Here is a 16,753-nt window from a genome sequence, read left to right on the forward strand (position 1 = left end):
AATTCGGTGGGACAACTCGACGGCAAGGTGGCGCTGGTCACCGGCGGAGCGCGGGGGATGGGCGCCGAGCACGTGCGGCGGTTCGTGGCCGAGGGCGCGCGCGTGGTGTTCGGTGACCTGCTCGACCACGAGGGAACGGCGCTGGCCGCGGAACTGGGTTCCGCGGTGCGATACGTGCACCACGACGTGACCAGTGAAGCGGATTGGTCCGCGGCGGTGTCCGAGGCGGTCACCCACTACGGGCGGCTCGACGCGGTGGTCAACAACGCGGGCATCCTGCGGTTCGTCCCGATCGCCGAGATGGCCTTGGCGGACTTCACCACGATCATGAACGTCAACGTGACCGGCGCCTGGCTCGGTATCAAGACCGCCGCGCCCGCGCTCGCCGAAACCGGAGGCGGATCGGTCGTGAACGTCTCCTCGGTGGAAGGGTTCGTCGGCGCGGCCGGTCTGTCCGCCTACAGCGCGAGCAAGTTCGCCATCCGCGGCATCACCAAGTCGGCCGCTCGCGAGCTGGGGCACCTGGGTATCCGGGTCAACTCGCTGCACCCCGGTGGCATCGCCACCCCCATGACCGCGGCGGTGTCCGGAGCCTCCGGCGTCGACGGCGACGGTTTCTTCGCGAGCCTGCCGATCCCGCGCTGGGGGCAGCCCGTCGAGGTCTCCCACGTGGCGGTGTTCCTGGCCTCGGACGCGGCCAGTTACTGCACCGGAGGCGAATTCGTCGTCGACGGCGGCATGCTGACCGGTTGCGGTTACTGACGGAAGCGACGCGATGACTCAGGAATTCGAATTCGATGTGGTGGTCGTCGGCTCCGGCGCCGCGGGCATGACGGCCGCTCTGACGGCCGCCTACCGCGGACTGTCGGTGACGCTGATCGAGAAGAGCAGATCCTTCGGCGGGTCCACGGCACGGTCGGGCGGTGGTATCTGGATCCCCAACAACCCGGTGTTGCAGCGCGAAGGCGTACCCGACAGCCCGGAACTGGCCCGCACCTATCTGAAAGCGGTGGTGGGCGATCGGGTTCCGGAGGCCAAACAGCGGGCCTTCCTCGAACGCGGCCCCGAGATGATGCGTTACCTCGGCGCTCGCAGCGAATACTGGGAGTTCGTCTACGACCGCGGCTATTCCGACTATCACCCGGAGTTCCCCGGTGGTCTGGCCCAGGGGCGCAGCATCGAACCCGCGCCGCTGGACGGACGCTTGCTCGGCGGCGATCTGCACAAGATCAATCAGCCGACCATGTCGGGCCCCAAGGGAATCGCGTTCACCGTCAGCGACTTCCACGATCTGAACATGATCGCCCGCACCTGGGCCGGGAAGCGCACCGCGATCAGGGTCGGTATGCAGGCGGTGGGCAACAAGCTACGCGGCCGGCTGCCGCTGAGCCTGGGCAAGGCGCTCGCGGCCCGGCTGTGGCTGTCGCTGCGTGACGCCGGGGTGCCGGTGTGGCTGAACACGCCGCTGACCGACCTGATCACGGAGGCGGAAGCGGTGGTCGGTGTGCGCGCCGAGCACGACGGCACGCCGGTGGTGATCAAGGCCCGCCGCGGTGTGGTGCTGGCGGCGGGCGGTTTCGAGCACAACCTGCGGATGCGCGAGCAGTACATGAGTGGGCCACAGTCCACCGAGTGGACGGTGGGCGCCACCGAGAACGTGGGTGAAGGCATCGTCGCTGGTCAGAAGGCCGGTGGCGCGGTGGATCTCATGGGCGACGCCTGGTGGGGCCCGTCCGTGCGCAATCCCGATGGGCCGCCGTTCTTCTGCCTGGCCGAGCGCTCCCAGCCCGGCGGCATCATGATCAACCACGCGGGCGAACGGTTCGTCAACGAATCGGCCCCGTATGTGAACGTGGTGCACAAGATGTACGAGCAGGAAGCGGCGGGCGTCGGGCACATTCCGGCGTACTTCATCATGGATCAGCGCTTCCGCGACCGGTACCTGTTCCTGGGGAACTTCCCCAAACGTCCGCTCCCGCAGAAGTACGCGGATGCCGGGATCATCGACCAGGCCGAGACCTTGGCCGAACTGGCGGCGAAGATCGGTGTGCCGCCCGCGGCGCTGACCGCGACGGTGGAGCGTTTCAACCGCTTCGCCCGCGCCGGTCGCGACGAGGACTTCCGGCGCGGCGATTCGGCGTACGACCGCTACTACGGCGACCCGACCGTGCGGCCGAATCCGTGTCTGGCCCCGATCGAGCAGGGCCCCTTCTACGCGGTGGAGATGGTGCCGGGCGATCTCGGCACCAAGGGCGGTCTGGTCACCGACGAGCACGCTCGCGTCCTCGATTCCGGCGACCGGCCGATCCCGGGCCTGTACGCGGCGGGGAACAACTCCGCCTCGGTGATGGGCAACGACTACGCGGGTGCGGGCGCGACCATCGGTCCCGCCATGGTGTTCGGCTACATCGCGGCCGGTCACCTCGCCGACAACCAGCCCGGCGCGACCGCGCGGGACGCAATGGAAGGAGAGCGTTGATGGGACGGATCGACGGTAAGAACGTCATCGTCACCGGCGGCGCACGGGGGATGGGCGCGGCCTTCGCGCGGCGGCTGGTCGCCGAGGGCGCGACGGTGGTGATCACCGATGTCCTGGTGGACGAAGGCGTGACGCTGGCCGCCGAGCTGGGTGACGCCGCGACCTTCCTGCCGCTGGATGTCACCGACGAGTCGGCGTGGAACGATGTGATCGCCTACACCGAGCGGGTTTTCGGGCCGGTCTCCGGTCTGGTCAACAACGCGGGCATCGTGCACGTCGATCCGATCGAGAAGTTGTCGGAAGCCGACTTCCGCAAGGTGATCGACGTCAACCAGGTCGGGGTGTTCCTCGGCATGAAGGCGGTGCTGGGGTCGATGCGCCGGGCAGGCGGCGGCTCCATCGTGAACATCTCCTCGATCGGCGGCATCATCGCCTTCTCCGACATCCTCGGTTACACCGCGTCCAAATGGGCCGTGCGCGGCATGACCAAGACCGCCGCGCAGGAGTTCGCCGCCGACGACATCCGGGTCAACTCGGTGCATCCCGGTGTGGTGGCTACGGAGATGACCGCCGATTCCGCACGCTCGCAGGGCATGTCGGGCAATCAGCCGATGCGCAGGGCCGGGCGCCCGGAGGAACTGGCGAACCTGGTGCTGTTCCTGATCAGTGACGAGTCGAGCTTCAGCACCGGCTCGGAATTCGTCGCCGACGGCGGCTACACGTCCCTGTGACGACGTCCGGCAGGGCAACCCGGCGGACCGACCGCCGCCCAGCGAGACAAGGAAATCAACCGTGAAGAACTTCGAGGGCAGGACCGCCGTGATCACCGGCGCGGGCGCCGGCATCGGCCGGGCACTGGCGATCGAACTCGCCCGCCGCGGCGCCCATCTGGCACTGTCGGGCCGCAACGTGGAGAACGTCGCCGAGACCGCTGCGCTGTGCGGCAAGGAGGGTGCGCAAGCCCGCGCCTACAAGCTGGATGTGACCGACCGGGATGCGGTCTATCGCCACGCCGACGAGGTGGCCGAGGACTTCGGCCGGATCAATCTGGTCGTCAACAACGCCGGAGTCTCGCTCACCGCCAACGTGGAAGAACTCTGCTGGGCGGACTTCGAATGGATCGTCGGCATCAACTTCTGGGGCGTCGCCTACGGCACCAAGGCGTTCCTGCCCCACGTCATCGCCTCCGGTGACGGGCACATCGCGAACGTGTCGAGCATGTTCGGCCTGGCCGCGTGCCCCAGCCAGGGCGCTTACAGCGCAACGAAATTCGCCATACGCGCCTTCACCGACGCGCTGCGGCAGGAGATGAACATCGCCGGTCACGCGGTGGGCGTCAGCAGCGTGCACCCCGGCATGATCAAGACCGAGATCGCCTGGAAAGCCCGCGCGGGCGGCGATCGCGACCGCGATGCCCTGGCCGCCAACTTCGACCGCCTGGCGAAGACGACCCCCGAGCACGCCGCCCGCGTCATCGTCAACGGCATCCGCAAGAACAAGGCGAAGGTCTTGATCGGCACGGACGCCCACGTGATCGACTGGCTGCCCCGGATTTTCGGCGCGGGCTACCAGAAGATCCTCACCGCTCAGATGAAGAACGAAGTCGCCTGACAGTACGTCCGGCGGGTGGCCGGAGAGTTCGTTCGGGCGGTAGGCCCGTGCTACGCCTCCGGCCACCTCCCGGCCGAGCGCCTCTACGCTGGTGTCAGGCGGCGCGAAACGGCCCCACTGCGTGTTTCGCCTGCGGCGCCGGGGAGTTCGGCTGGTCTCGGTATTTCTCGGGCGACGCCTCGATCAGTTGCCGCATCCGGCTGGTATGCGGGTCGATCCTCATGTGGCGCATCTCGAGCACCGCTCAGGGTTGTGCCCGATGTGAGCGCAGAACGCGCTTGAGCACCTTGCCGTCGGCGTTTCGGGGTAGTTCCGCTACGAACTCGAAGTGACATGGGACCTTGTACCCGGCCATTCGGGTCCGGGTCCACGTGATGATCTCCGTGGTCTCGATGTCGGCGGGTGCGGCCGGGACGACGAAGGCCAAGCCGACCTCACCGAGCCTGGAGTCGGGAACGCCGACTACGGCGGCGTCTTGTATGCGGGGATGCGTGCGGAGGATCTGCTCGATTTCGGCGGGATAGACGTTGAATCCGCCCACGATGAACATGTCCGCGTGGCGGTCGGTGACGCGCAGGTAGCCGTCGGCGTCCATGGTGCCGATGTCGCCGGTGTGCAGCCAGCCTGCGGAATCGATCGCGGCCGCTGTGGCTTGCGGGTTGTCGAGGTAACCGTGCATCACGTTGGGGCCCGCGAACCACGATTTCGCCGGGCTCGCCGACCAGCACGTTCCGCCCGGAACTGTCCACGACACGAATCCACGTACCCGGCAGTTCTTTTCCTACGGTGGCGGCGATGACATGCATGGGTGCGTCGGGTGAGCAGATCGTGGCGACGCCGGTCGATTCGGTCAGTCCGTATCCGGTGAAGACCTTGTCGGCACTCAGGTCACGGCGGATGCGCTCCACCAATCCGGTCGGCACACTCGAACCACCGGTCCCCGCCAGACGCAGTGAGCTCAGCTCATGGACCCCGCGCCGGTTGTGGGCGAGCAGGTCGTGGAAGAGGGTCGGAGGTCCCGTCAGCACGGTGATCCGCTCGCGCTCGATGACGCTGAGCACCTGTTCCGGATCGAATCGATCCACCGGCACCATGGTGGCGCCCCGCAAGAGGCACGCGATGATCCCCGCCTTGAAGCCGAAGGTGTGGGAGAACGGGTTGACCAGTAAATATCTGTCGTCGCCGGAGAGAGTGACGGTATCGGTCCAGCGGGTGAACGTGTCGATCGTCTGCCGATGGGTGACCGGCACACCTTTCGGCACGCCCGTGGTGCCGGACGTGAACAGGATGTCGGAGACCGATTCCGGGTCCACGGACGAACTCCGCGCATCGGCCGCGGCGACGGGCACTTCGCCGCCGAGGGCGAGGAACCGAGCCCACGAGAGATCATCGGCCTCAGCGGTGTCGTCGAGCTTCACGGTGGTCCGCAGCTCCGGGAGCGTACGCCCCGCTTCCCGCAGCATCCCCGCGTAGTCGTTGCCGAGGAAATCGCCAACGGTGAGCAGCATGCGGCACCGGCTGCGCGCGAGGATGTCGGCCGCTTCGGGCCCGCGTAGCCGCGTGCTGATCGGAACGAGGGTCGCGCCCGCACCGAGCACGCCGAGCGCCGCGATGACCCATCGCGCGGTATTGGGTGCCCATATCGCCACTCGATCCCCGGGTGCCAGCGATCGCGACATCGCCGCCCGCGTGACGCGCCGTGCGGCCGTGGCGAGTTCGGCGTAAGTGAGCGGGCCCTCCGTCCCCACCACCGCTACCCGCGCGCCGTCGCGTCGTGCCCGGTCGGCCAGCACCGCGGGAACCGTCGCGAGTTCACCGGTCGCCGCACGCCGTCGATCCATGCCGCGATGGTGCCGCACCGGCCGCTTCATCCGGTCCGATCGCCGCCACGTATCCCGCTGACCGGGAACGTCCTTCCGCGCAGCGCCCGCACCCGCCACGGACGCCGGTTTCCGACGTCTCGATCCTGCTCAGCGGGACCACGGGTACGGCCGACGACGGGCGGCACGGCAAGCTCGAACAGAGCTACAGGTGTGCGCGCCGCGGTTCGCGCCCGGTCGGGTGCACGAGGTCCGAATCGCACCGAGGCGCGGAATGCGCAGTGATCGCAAAGGAGTGATATGACCGCCGGAGCAGAGCTAGCGGAGCGAAACGACGAGGCAGCGGGCGCGGCGCCGGTCGTCGAACTCGACGGCGCCTGCGCGCTGTCGCGGGAAAGCATCGGCGGGAAAGCGTGGAGCGTCAACCGCATGCGGGCGCTGGGTCTTCCGGTGCCGCCCGCCTTCGTGATCACCATCGAGGGCTGGGCCGACTTCTCGGCGCGCGGGGTGATCGGCGAGGACATCTGGCGGGCGGTTCGGGCCGGAATCGCCACCTTGGAGCGCGGCACCGGACGGGTCTTCGGGTCCGGCACCCGGCCGCTGCTGGTGTCGGTCCGTTCGGGCGCCGCGGTGAGCATGCCGGGCATGATGGACACGGTGCTGAACCTCGGCATGAACGAGGCGGTCGCGGCAGCGCTGGCGGCGGAGACCGGGAACCCGGACTACGCGGTCGACACCCGGGAAAGATTTCGCGCCCAGTATCGCGAAACCGTGCTGGGCGACCCGGCCGGTGCGGTGCCCGAGGATCCCTGGGAGCAGCTGCGAGCGGCCATCAGCGCGGTGTTCCGGTCCTGGGATTCGCCTCGCGCGCAGACGTATCGGCGCAACCGCGGCGTATCCGGAACCCTGGGCACCGCGGTGACGGTGCAGGCCATGGTCTTCGGCAATCTCGACGAGAAATCCGGCACCGGTGTGTTGTTCAGCCGCAACCCGAACACGGGTGAGCGCGCGATGTTCGGCGAATGGCTCGTCGGCGGGCAAGGCGAGGACGTGGTGTCCGGCCGGACCACACCGCGACCGCTCGACGAGCTGGCCACCCTGTTGCCGCAGGTGCACAGCCGGCTCGTCGCGGCGGCCGACCTGCTGGAACGCGATGGCCGCGATATCCAGGACATCGAATTCACCGTCGAATCCGGCGCCCTGTGGCTGTTGCAGTCCCGCCCCGCCAAGCGCTCGGCGCGCGCGGCCGTGCGGGCCGCGGTGGCCATGACAGACGAGGGCCTGATCGGCGCGCAGGAGGCGCTGGCCAGGGTCACCGCCGATCAGGTGCGTGCCGTGCTGCGCCCGGCGAGCGGCGAGTACACGGGGACGCCGCTGGCGCGCGGCGAATCGGCCTGTCCCGGATTGGCGGCGGGTGTCGTCGTCAGCGATCCGCACGAGGCGGAGCGCCGCGCGGAGGCAGGCGAGGACGTGATTCTGGTGCGCCCGACCACCAGCCCCGACGACCTGCACGGCATGATCGCCGCCCGGGCGATCGTCACCGAACTGGGCGGTGTCACCTCGCACGCCGCGCTGGTCGGCCGCGAGATCGGCAGGCCGTGTGTGGTCGGCTGCGGTCCCGGCGTCGTCGCGGCGCTGACCGGCCGGGTGGTGACCGTGGACGGCGGCGCGGGCACGGTGTGGCCGGGTCGAGTCGAAGGCAAACCCGTCGACGGGAGAACCCTCGCGGACGTCGGCCGGTTGGCAGGCTGGGCGGGCACCGACATCGACGGGTTCGCGGCGTGGTTGGACGCGCGCGCGGCCGACGCCTCGGCAGAGGTGACCGTGGCGCTCCCGCCGACGGTGACGCAGGTCGCCGACCTCGATCTGCTGCGGCTGATCGGGATCAAAGGCCGGGCGGCCCACGACGCGCTCGCCGCAGGCACAGGCGCGTCGGCCGAGGCCGTCGCCGCCCGATGCGAGGAGCTGGTGGCCGCGGGTTGGTGCGCCGCGACGCCGATCGGTGTGCGTCTCACTTCCGAGGGCAGACAGCACCTCGACGGTTTGCTGGCGACGGAACGACGGGCGGTGGACCGCGCCGCGATCGCCTCGGTCTACGCCGAATTCTGTGCTTTCAACGGCACTCTGAAAGAGATCGTGACCGCCTGGCAGATGAAGGATCCGGCCACCGTCAACGACCACGCCGACGCCGAGTACGACGGCGCTGTCCTGACCCGGCTGACCGAACTGCACCGCGGCGTGCAACCGCTACTGCGGCGGATCGGCGATGTCGCACCGCGGCTGGCACGGTATTCCGGCCGGTTCGCGCACGCGATCGAGCGGATCGCGGCCGGCGATCACTCCTGGGTCGCCCGGCCCGTGCTGGACAGCTACCACACCGTGTGGTTCGAGCTGCACGAGGACCTGATCGGGCTGTGCGGCCTGAGCCGCGCCGACGAGGCGGCGGCCGGCCGTGCCCACTGACCGCGCGGGCGAATCCACTGTGCCCGCTGACCGGTGGGTGGAGTTCGCCCAGATCGACAACGTGCGCGACCTGGGCGGGCTACCCGTGCAAGGCGGCGGAACCACCCGTTTCGGGGTGGTCTACCGTTCCAGCACGCCGCAGAACCTCACCGAAGCCGATATGGCGAAACTGCTCGGCCCGATCGGTCTGCGCACGCTGATCGATCTGCGGCTGCCCGACGAAGTCGAGCGCGAGGGCTACGGACTGCTGGCCACCGCCGACCTGCGAAGGGTCTGCCTGCCGGTGCGCAAGTCGCCGCAATCCTCGCTGGCGGCACGGGATCTGGTGCCGGACTCCGGCCGGGTCGATCTGGTGGACCTGTACGGCAAGCTGCTGGCGGGCAGCGCCGGCTCCATCGTCGCGGCCGTGCGGCTGGTCGTCGACGCGGGCCGTCACTCGGTGCTGTTCCATTGCGCCGCGGGCAAGGACCGCACCGGCCTGCTCGCGGCGGTGCTCCTGGACGCGGTCGGCGTGCCGCCGGAGGCGATCGCGGCGGACTACGCGCTGACCGGTGAACGCATGCACCGGGTCCGCGACCGGCTCGACGCGCTCCCGTCCTACGCGGGACTGCCACCGGTCAGCACCGGCATTCTCGGCGTCGAGGGCGAGGTGATGCGACGGTTCCTTGCCAACCTGTCCGCCGACCACGGCGGCGCCGCCGAATGGTTGCTGACCAGCGGGTTGACCGCCGTGGAGTTGGCGCGACTGCGTGAGGTGCTGATCGCGCCGGAATAGGGGCGTGGGGTCGGAGAGCGGCCGTCATCGCGCCCGGCTGGAGCAGCCGGGTGATATGGCGGTCCACCGGCTCGGTGGCGACAGCGTCGCCGAAACCGAGCCGCGAACTCGCCCCGCCCTCGGCGGTCGACGCATCTTCGGCGCCGCACTTGCGAAGGAAATCAACGCAGCCGGACTTCTGGCGCTGCCCCTGGTCTTCGGCGAGCACCCGGTCGAAGGCCGTTGGGTGGACGAGCACACCGCGGTGAGGGACGCGACTCGTTCGGTGTGTCGGGCGGCGGCGGCCCACACGACGACCGCATCTCTCGCGCTTCGGCGGAAGCAACGGCACTCGCGTGCCGTCGGCGGTTCGAGTCGCGAGCATCGGTGCGGCCGGTGACCGCGGCCGTGTCCCGGAACCACCGAGCGGGCCGGGGGACCCACGGTCCACCCGACCCGCCGACGACCGTGACTACCGCGACAGCAGCTTGGATTTCAGCGCCTCCAGCGTCGGACCGTCCACGCCGAGCCCCTCGGAGACGAACCGGTCGAACGAACCGAAGGACGCGCCGGCCTGGTCGAACGCGGCATCGAGGAAGTCGCGCTGCACGCCGAGGATCGGATCGAACAGCGCGGGATCGGTGACCAGCCCCTTGGCGACCAGCCCGTCCATCAGCGCCTTGTTACCCGTGGCCAGGTTGTCGTTCGACTCCAGATAATCCTTGTACACCTGCCCCTTCGGGACGCCGAGCGCCGTCATCAGGATCGCGGTCATCCAGCCGGTACGGTCCTTGCCCGCGGTGCAGTGGAACAGCACCGGCCCGGTGGCGTTCGCGACATCCCGGATTGCGGCGCCGAACTGACCGCGCGCCGTGGCGTCGCTGACCAGCCAGCGGTAGTAGTCGCGCATGATGCCCGCGGCCTTGCCGTCGCCGAACATCTGTTGCTGCACGACCGGGCCGCCCTGTACCGCCTTGCCCACCATCAGGTAGAAGTCGTTGCCCGGGTCGTACACCGGACGCGCGAGGGCGGGAATCGACGCGGGAAGCTTGTCGGGATCGGCCCCCGACTCGGCCGGGCTGCGGAAATCGATCACCGCGGTGATGCCCGCGGCCACCAGCTTCTGCTGATCGGCGGCGGTGGGCTTGTCCAGGGCATCGGTGCGGAAGACGACGCCCGTCCGCAGTTTGCCGTTGCCCTGGGTGGGATAGTCGCCGATGTCCCTGGCATTCGGCGCCGCCGATAGCTGCATGGAACGGTCGTGCACGGTGTGCACGAGCGCGGGGCCCGCGAACGCGGTGGTGGTGGACGGGAATACGGCGATCAGTGCGGCGGCGACACCGGTCATCGCCCCGCGAACAGCACGCGAAATCGTCACTGGATCATTCCTTCCATAGGGTCGCGGCCCGGCGGCGCCGAACCGGCAAGGGGCCGGGGTGCGCGCCCCCGGCCCCGGCTCATGCGTCGGGGAGCAGGGTGACCGTGCCGGCCGACCCGTCCACGCGCACCCGCTGCCCGTCGGCGAGGGCCGCGCTGGCGGTCTTGGTGTCGACGACGCAGGGGATGCCGAATTCCCGGGCCACGATGGCGGCGTGCGAAGCGGATCCGCCGATGTCGGTGACCACCGCGGCCGCGTAGGCGAACATCGCGGTGTGCCCGGTGTCGGTGACCGACGCGACCAGGATGTCGCCCGGTTCGATGTCGTCGTCGAGGGACAGCACGCGTTTCACGGTGCCCTCCACGACGCCGGAGGACACTCCGATGCCGGTCAGGCTTTCCCCGGGCGCCAAAGCGTCCGCATCCGAGAGCGGTTCCCAATCGCCCGCGATCACGTCCGGCATCCGGATGCCATGTAGCCGGGTGAGTTCCGCCCGCCGACGTGCTACGCGCTCGGTCAGATCGGCGGGCGCCCAGAGGATTTCGTCGAGGGTGAGGAAGCAGGCGTCCTCGGCCTGCTGTAGCCGCCCTTCCCGGATCAGCCGGCCCGCCCGCTCGCGCACGGCGAGGCGCAAGCAGTGGGTGTACCGGACGACGGCGTCGCGGACGCGTTCGCGCGCCATCGTCGCTCCCGCCGCCATCCGCGCGGTGCGGCTCGGGGACGAGTCGACCGGTTCCCGCTCGGGTGCGGGCATCGCGGCCGCTCGGGCCGCGGCGGTGACCAGCAGTTCGGGACGGTCACCGAAAGTCGGGTTGATCAGCTCGCACTCGCCCGGTCCGCGATGCCCGATCCGGTGCAGTTCTTCGTCCAGCGCGGCGGAGAACGCCGGGGAGATCGCCCGCGCCGCGGCGACATCGCCCGAGTGCGCGGCGTCCTGCAACGCGGTGTCGGCCCTGCACAGCACGGCGAGCCGTTCCACGGCGAGCATGGTCCTGGCCGACTCCAACCGCTCGAGGTCGATGGGCACATCCGCCGATTCCTTGCCACGGGAGTGGATGGCCGTCGCAGCGCCGGTCATCATCACGCCGATGGACGCCGCCGCCCACGAGTGGTTCAGCCGGTCCCGCCACAGCAGGGCCCGAGCGTGCAGTTCCTCGTCGGTGAGCTCGCCGATCGCTGCGGCGCTCAACGTCTCCTGGTGCGCGGCGGCGTTGATACCGTCGGTGGTCTCCCGATACCGCAGCGCCGTGCGCAGCACCCGGCCCGCGGCGCGCCAGGTGGCGCGGGTACTGGCGAAACCGGTCGGGGTGGGTGGTTTGCCGTGCGGGGTCAGCGAGATCTCGGCCGGGATGTTGCCGTAGACGTCGCGGCGGATGCTCTGCTCGTCCCAGCCCGGCATGTTCTCCGCGGCCAGCACCCCGATGGAGGCGTTGATGTAGATGTGGTGCCCGAGCACGGTGGTGACCCGGCTGGTCCAGTGCTCCAGCGCGATGCCCTCCAGCGCGATCATCCGGCCCATCGCCGCGTTGGCCAGCCGGATCGCGCCCGCCTGCAGATCAACGGTCAGCGGCGTGAGCGGGCCGGGCAGCGCCTCGGAGGTATTCGTCGCGGTGTGCACCGGATAGGCCGGGTCGACGCGATCGTCGAATTCGCCTTCGAGACCTTCCGGCGCGACCGACACCAGGGTGTGGCCGTCCGACGTGGCCGCGCGGGTAGGCACCAGATAACCGGGCAGCGGGATCGCGCCGGTGCGAGCGACGAGTTCGCCGCCGTCGACCTTGCGGCCGCCCAGTCCGCGAACGATATCCGCCGCCACTTCCGACGCGGTCCACCCGCAACGGAATCCCCACTCGTCGCGCGCCGCCGTCGAATCCACCTGCGGTACTGGCCGAGTGCGCGACTTCCGCCGCAACCGCCGTGTTCCCGTCGCCGCACGGATGCGGCGCGCGTCCTCGGCGGAAACCACGCTGGGCGCGGCCAGCTCCACGACGCCGGTACGTCCCGATCCCACGGCCAGTACCAGGAAGCGTTCGAAGTCGTCGGTGTGCAGCACCTGGAATCCGCCCGCCGGACGGGAACCCAGCAGCCGCAGCAGGTTTCGCCCGCTCGCGCCTTCGACGCGCCTGCCCGCGACCGGCGCGGTGCGCACGATCAGCGCTCGCGCCCCGCTGGACCGCACCGCATCCTCGGTGACCGCATCCGATCCCGCCTCTACGGGGACCACGATTCGCGCACCCGCCGCTCGGGCCGCTCGGGCGATCGCGGTGAGCGAACCGCCCAGGTGTACCACCGCCGCACAGTCGGCGACGGCCTGCGCGCAGATCGCCGGCCCCTCCGGGTCACCGGTGATCACCTCGACCCGAGGATCGACGTACCGGTGGCGCTCGCGATCCAGCCCGACCACGTCGTGGCCCGCGGCCAGCAGCATGCGCGCCACCGCGCGACCGGTCGGATCGGAAACTCCGGTGACCAGGACCCGCATGAATTCTTCCTCCTCGCTGGCGCCCACGCAGACGTGACGCCGTTCACACACCATCGCCACCCGGCGCCGCCGTGCTGGTGCACAGTCCCGATGACCGGGACCGGAGGGTCGCTCACCAAGACGGTCCTGCGGCCACCGAGCGCGGAGCGGGAAGGTCGACTCCATGAGTGATCGGAATTCGGTCGCGCCCCGCGCGGCCGCCGACGTGCGCGCCTACGACATCGAGACCGATGTGCTGGTGGTCGGCTACGGATGTGCCGGGTCCGCTGCGGCATTCGAGGCGGCGGCGGGCGGCGCGCAGGTACTGGTGCTTGATCGGATGAGCGGTCCCGGCGGCGCATCCGCCCTCTCCGGCGGCGAGATCTATCTCGGCGGCGGCACACCGATCCAGCGGGCCTGCGGGTTCGACGACGACCCGGCGGCGATGGCCGCGTTCCTGTCGGCCGCGCTCGGGCCGGGCGCCGACCCGGACAAGATCACTCGCTACTGCGAGGACAGCGTCGCGCATTTCCACTGGCTCGCCGACCGCGGTGTGCCGTTCAACCCCACGCTGTGGGACGCGCCGGCCTGGGTACCGCCCACGGATGACGGGCTCATGTGGCTGGGGGAGAACAGCGGGCCGTTCGCCGAACTCGCCGCGCCCGCGCCCCGTGGCCATCGCCCGGCCGCCGCGGACTTCGGCGGCAAGCTGCTCATGGACCGCCTTGCCGGGGCCGCTCGATCCGCCGGTGCCACGATGCTCTCCGACACCAGGGCGACCTGCCTGATCGTCGCGGCCGACGGCACGGTCGTCGGCGTGGTGGCACGGCGGTACGGCACGGAGCTGACCGTCCGTGCCCGCCGCGGCGTCGTGCTGACCACCGGCGGATTCGTCGACAACGACGCCATGCTGGCCGCGCACGCGCCGAAACTGCTGGGACACACCAAGGTCAGCGCGGGCACCGACGACGGAAGCGGGATCCGGATGGCACAGGCGCTCGGCGCGGCCGTGCGGCACATGGCCACCGGCCAGGTCGGCATCTCACTCGTTCCCGGCCTCGCCGCGCGCGGCATGGTGGTGAACGGGAACGGGCAGCGGTTCATCAACGAGGACACCTATCCCGGCCGGATCGGCCAGGCGGCGCTGTTCCGGCAGGACATGCGGACCTGGGTCGTGCTCGACGAACGGGCCTTCGACGAAGTACCGGAACCCCAGCGGTGGGGTGTGCGGCCGACCCACGTGGCGGAGACCGCCGAGGAACTCGCCGATCTGATGGACCTACCGGCGGCCGCGTTGGCCGACACCGTCCGCCGATACAACAGCTTCGCCTCCCGCGGCGTGGATCCCGAATTCGGGAAAGCGCCGCGCTGGCTTCGGCCCCTCGCGCCACCGCTCGCCGCGATCGACGTGCGGGCGGGGGTGCGGCCACCGTCGGAGTCCGGTGATCGCCGCGGGACCGGCGCATCCGTCTTCACCCTCGGCGGTCTGCACACCTCGCTCGACGGCGCCGTGCTCGACATCGACGGCGCCCCGATCCCCGGGCTGTTCGCCGCGGGCCGGGCCGCCAGCAACCTGCACGGGGAGGGTTACATCAGCGGCACTTCGCTCGGCGACGGCACCTTCTTCGGCCGCCGCGCGGGCGCCGCCGCGGCTCGCACCGACTGATCCCGCCGGTGGGTTCCGGTCATCGGGATGGATCGGGGCCGACGGCGCCGCACCGGCCTAGCGTCGAAAGACGGCACTACGAGGAGGACTACCGCATATGACCAACAAGGTGCTCGATCGGGTACGGGATCTGCTGCCCGCGATCCGAGAGCGAGCCGCCGACGCCGACCGGCAGCGCAGAGTGCCCGAGCAGAGCATTCGAGAGCTGACCGACGCGGGGGTGTTCCGCATGCTGCAGCCGTCTCGCTTCGGTGGCGACGAATCGTCCCCGGTCGCGTTCTACGAGGTGATCCGGGCCATCGCCACCGCATGCCCGTCCACGGCGTGGGTGTCGTCGGTGCTGGGCGCGCACCCGTGGCAGCTCGCCTTGTTCCCGCTGCGGGCGCAGGAGGACGTGTGGGGCGCCGATCCGGACACGCTGGTCTCCTCGTCGTACGCGCCCACCGGCAAGCTGACGCCCGCCGAGGGCGGCTTCGAGATCAGCGGTCGCTGGAGCTTCTCCTCCGGATGCGATCACGCCCGCTGGGCTTTCCTCGGGGCGGTCGTGCCGAACGACGAAGGGGGAGCGGAGTACCTGACCGTCCTGGTGCCGCGCACCGACTACCGCATCGAGGACGTATGGCATGTGTCCGGGCTGTCCGGCACCGGCAGCAACGACATCGTCATCGAGAACGCGTTCGTGCCCGCCCACCGGACCTACCGCGCGAGTGAGCAGGCGGAGCTCCGCGGACCCGGTCAAGAGGTGAATACCGCCCCGCTCTACCGGATCTCGTTCGGCGCGGTGTTCTCCAACACCATCACCGCACCCATCATCGGCGCCGCCCAAGGCGCCTACGAAGCGCACATCGAGCGGATGCGCGAGCGGGTGCGGATCTCCTACGGCGGGCAGAAGGCCGCCGAGGACCCGTTCGCGCACGTCCGGGTCGCGCGGGCGGCCTCGGAGATCGACGCGGCCGTCCTGCAGATGGAGCGCAACATCGGCGAGCAACTGCGCTATGCCGAAGCGGGGGAGGAGATCCCCTTCGAACTGCGGGTGCGCAGCCGCCGCGATCAGGTGCGCGGCACCGAACGCGCCATCGAGGCCATCGACCTGCTGTTCGACAATTCCGGCGGCCACGCCATCCGCAAACCCAATCCGATCGAGCGGCACTGGCGCGACGCGCACGCCGGAAGCGTGCACGTCATCAACGATGTCGAGCGCGCGCTGGTCCTCTACGGCCGCAACGCGTTCGGGCTGCCGGTCACGGATCGGATGATCTGATGACGTTCACCGCCGAGAACACCACGCGCTGGAGCACGACGGGCGGGTACGAACTGCGCTACCACGAGGCGGGGACTGGTGCGCCCCTGGTGCTGCTGCACGGTTCCGGGCCGGGAGTCTCGGGCTGGGCCAACTTCGGCGCGAACCTGCCGGAGCTGGCGGAGCGTTTCCGCTGTCTGATCGTCGACCAGCCCGGCTTCGGCGCCAGCGGCCGCCCGGCGGCGTACGAGCGCAACTACCTGCGCATCTCCGCCGACGCGGTGCTCGGGCTGCTCGACGACCTCCGCCTGGACCGCGTCCACCTGCTGGGTAATTCGATGGGCGGCGCCGTCGCGACGTTGCTGGCGCTGGAACATCCCGACCGGATCGATCGGCTGGTGCTGATGGCGCCCGGCGGCGTCGGGGTGAACGTCCTGGGACCGGAACCGTCCGAAGGCATCACGCGGTTGCTGGAGTTCAGCGCCGACCCCACCCGCGAGCGCCTAATGCCCTGGCTGCGCGCCATGGTGTCGAATCCGGGGACCCTGACCGAGGACCTGATCGAAGCCAGGCTGGCCGCAGCCTCGGATCCGGCCGCCGTCGCCGCGCTGCGCGACGCCTACGCGACATTCACCGATCCCGTTCTCGCCGAACCGGTTCCGCTGTGGGCCCGGCTGCGCGGACTACGCTCGCAGACACTGATCCTGTGGGGGCGCGACGATCGAGTGACACCGGTGGAGGCGTCGCTGCTGCCCGCACGGCAGATCCCCGACGCCGATCTGCGCGTTTTCGCCCGCTGTGGTCATTGGGTGCAGATCGAGCGCAAGTCGGCGTTCGAACGCGCCGTCGTCGATTTCCTCACCGCCGGGCTCTGATCGCCG

13 protein-coding genes are annotated in these 16,753 nt (G+C 70.1%); 9 read left to right on the forward strand and 4 right to left on the reverse strand.

Annotated elements, in window-relative coordinates:
- The first annotated feature begins 6 nt into the window (after window positions 1–6).
- The 4 genes from ABZ420_RS23605 to ABZ420_RS23620 all read left to right on the forward strand — a co-directional run bounded on the left by ABZ420_RS23605 (window position 7) and on the right by ABZ420_RS23620 (window position 4,090).
- The gene (locus ABZ420_RS23605) at window positions 7–762 is read left to right on the forward strand and encodes a glucose 1-dehydrogenase (protein ID WP_357126448.1); all 756 of its coding nucleotides are present in this window, start codon (window positions 7–9) and stop codon (window positions 760–762) included.
- 13 nt (window positions 763–775) lie between these two features.
- The gene (gene kstD / locus ABZ420_RS23610) at window positions 776–2,479 is read left to right on the forward strand and encodes a 3-oxosteroid 1-dehydrogenase (protein ID WP_357126450.1); all 1,704 of its coding nucleotides are present in this window, start codon (window positions 776–778) and stop codon (window positions 2,477–2,479) included.
- A complete protein-coding gene (locus ABZ420_RS23615; RefSeq protein WP_357126453.1) occupies window positions 2,479–3,210 on the forward strand; it encodes a glucose 1-dehydrogenase in 732 nt (243 codons plus the stop codon). Before kstD ends, ABZ420_RS23615 begins: the two co-directional genes overlap by 1 nt.
- A 61-nt stretch (window positions 3,211–3,271) precedes the next feature.
- Window positions 3,272–4,090: an SDR family oxidoreductase gene (locus ABZ420_RS23620; protein ID WP_357126456.1), complete on the forward strand. Its 819-nt coding sequence runs from the start codon at window positions 3,272–3,274 to the stop codon at window positions 4,088–4,090.
- Between the two features lie 244 nt (window positions 4,091–4,334).
- On the opposite strand, the gene ABZ420_RS23625 is transcribed toward ABZ420_RS23620, so the two are convergent.
- Both ABZ420_RS23625 and ABZ420_RS23630 read right to left on the reverse strand, forming a co-directional pair.
- On the reverse strand, window positions 4,335–4,640 hold the full coding sequence (locus ABZ420_RS23625; protein WP_357126459.1) for a hypothetical protein: 306 nt from the start codon (window positions 4,638–4,640) through the stop codon (window positions 4,335–4,337).
- A complete protein-coding gene (locus ABZ420_RS23630; RefSeq protein WP_357126462.1) occupies window positions 4,525–5,931 on the reverse strand; it encodes an AMP-binding protein in 1,407 nt (468 codons plus the stop codon). The genes ABZ420_RS23625 and ABZ420_RS23630 overlap by 116 nt, the downstream gene beginning before the upstream one ends.
- 279 nt (window positions 5,932–6,210) lie before the next feature.
- Here ABZ420_RS23630 and ABZ420_RS23635 point away from each other — a divergent pair, with 279 nt between their 5' ends.
- Both ABZ420_RS23635 and ABZ420_RS23640 read left to right on the forward strand, forming a co-directional pair.
- The gene (locus ABZ420_RS23635) at window positions 6,211–8,373 is read left to right on the forward strand and encodes a pyruvate, phosphate dikinase (protein WP_357126465.1); all 2,163 of its coding nucleotides are present in this window, start codon (window positions 6,211–6,213) and stop codon (window positions 8,371–8,373) included.
- Window positions 8,363–9,148, forward strand: a complete 786-nt coding sequence (locus tag ABZ420_RS23640) for a tyrosine-protein phosphatase (RefSeq protein ID WP_357126468.1) — start codon at window positions 8,363–8,365, stop codon at window positions 9,146–9,148. The genes ABZ420_RS23635 and ABZ420_RS23640 overlap by 11 nt, the downstream gene beginning before the upstream one ends.
- Window positions 9,149–9,599: 451 nt before the next feature.
- Here ABZ420_RS23640 and ABZ420_RS23645 read toward each other — a convergent pair whose 3' ends face one another.
- Window positions 9,600–10,505 (reverse strand): tyrosine-protein phosphatase, encoded by a 906-nt coding sequence (locus ABZ420_RS23645; protein WP_357126471.1) that lies wholly within the window; start codon window positions 10,503–10,505, stop codon window positions 9,600–9,602.
- A 79-nt stretch (window positions 10,506–10,584) separates the two neighbouring features.
- A complete protein-coding gene (locus ABZ420_RS23650) occupies window positions 10,585–12,987 on the reverse strand; it encodes a PEP-utilizing enzyme (protein ID WP_357126474.1) in 2,403 nt (800 codons plus the stop codon).
- Between the two features lie 163 nt (window positions 12,988–13,150).
- Here ABZ420_RS23650 and ABZ420_RS23655 point away from each other — a divergent pair, with 163 nt between their 5' ends.
- The 3 genes from ABZ420_RS23655 (at window position 13,151) to ABZ420_RS23665 (ending at window position 16,747) form a co-directional block, all read left to right on the forward strand.
- Window positions 13,151–14,632, forward strand: coding sequence for an FAD-dependent oxidoreductase (locus ABZ420_RS23655; protein WP_357126477.1), 1,482 nt, complete (start codon window positions 13,151–13,153; stop codon window positions 14,630–14,632).
- A 97-nt stretch (window positions 14,633–14,729) separates the two neighbouring features.
- Complete coding sequence (hsaA, locus tag ABZ420_RS23660) at window positions 14,730–15,893, forward strand: 3-hydroxy-9,10-secoandrosta-1,3,5(10)-triene-9,17-dione monooxygenase oxygenase subunit (protein ID WP_357126480.1); 1,164 nt, start codon at window positions 14,730–14,732, stop codon at window positions 15,891–15,893.
- Window positions 15,893–16,747, forward strand: coding sequence for an alpha/beta fold hydrolase (locus tag ABZ420_RS23665; RefSeq protein ID WP_357126483.1), 855 nt, complete (start codon window positions 15,893–15,895; stop codon window positions 16,745–16,747). The genes hsaA and ABZ420_RS23665 overlap by 1 nt, the downstream gene beginning before the upstream one ends.
- Window positions 16,748–16,753: the final 6 nt, after the last annotated feature.

This window comes from Nocardia sp. NPDC005745 (genome assembly GCF_040630775.1).
In the GTDB taxonomy this organism is placed as follows: domain Bacteria; phylum Actinomycetota; class Actinomycetes; order Mycobacteriales; family Mycobacteriaceae; genus Nocardia.

What these genes read in the sequence shown, in the direction of transcription:
- ABZ420_RS23650 (WP_357126474.1), bottom strand. Translation starts at nt 12,987, where the DNA reads ATGCGGGTCCTGGTCACCGGAGTTTCCGATCCGACCGGTCGCGCGGTG.
- ABZ420_RS23665 (WP_357126483.1), top strand. Translation starts at nt 15,893, where the DNA reads ATGACGTTCACCGCCGAGAACACCACGCGCTGGAGCACGACGGGCGGG.
- ABZ420_RS23625 (WP_357126459.1), bottom strand. Translation starts at nt 4,640, where the DNA reads ATGTTCATCGTGGGCGGATTCAACGTCTATCCCGCCGAAATCGAGCAG.
- ABZ420_RS23635 (WP_357126465.1), top strand. Translation starts at nt 6,211, where the DNA reads ATGACCGCCGGAGCAGAGCTAGCGGAGCGAAACGACGAGGCAGCGGGC.
- hsaA (WP_357126480.1), top strand. Translation starts at nt 14,730, where the DNA reads ATGACCAACAAGGTGCTCGATCGGGTACGGGATCTGCTGCCCGCGATC.
- ABZ420_RS23630 (WP_357126462.1), bottom strand. Translation starts at nt 5,931, where the DNA reads ATGGATCGACGGCGTGCGGCGACCGGTGAACTCGCGACGGTTCCCGCG.
- ABZ420_RS23615 (WP_357126453.1), top strand. Translation starts at nt 2,479, where the DNA reads ATGGGACGGATCGACGGTAAGAACGTCATCGTCACCGGCGGCGCACGG.
- ABZ420_RS23655 (WP_357126477.1), top strand. Translation starts at nt 13,151, where the DNA reads ATGAGTGATCGGAATTCGGTCGCGCCCCGCGCGGCCGCCGACGTGCGC.
- kstD (WP_357126450.1), top strand. Translation starts at nt 776, where the DNA reads ATGACTCAGGAATTCGAATTCGATGTGGTGGTCGTCGGCTCCGGCGCC.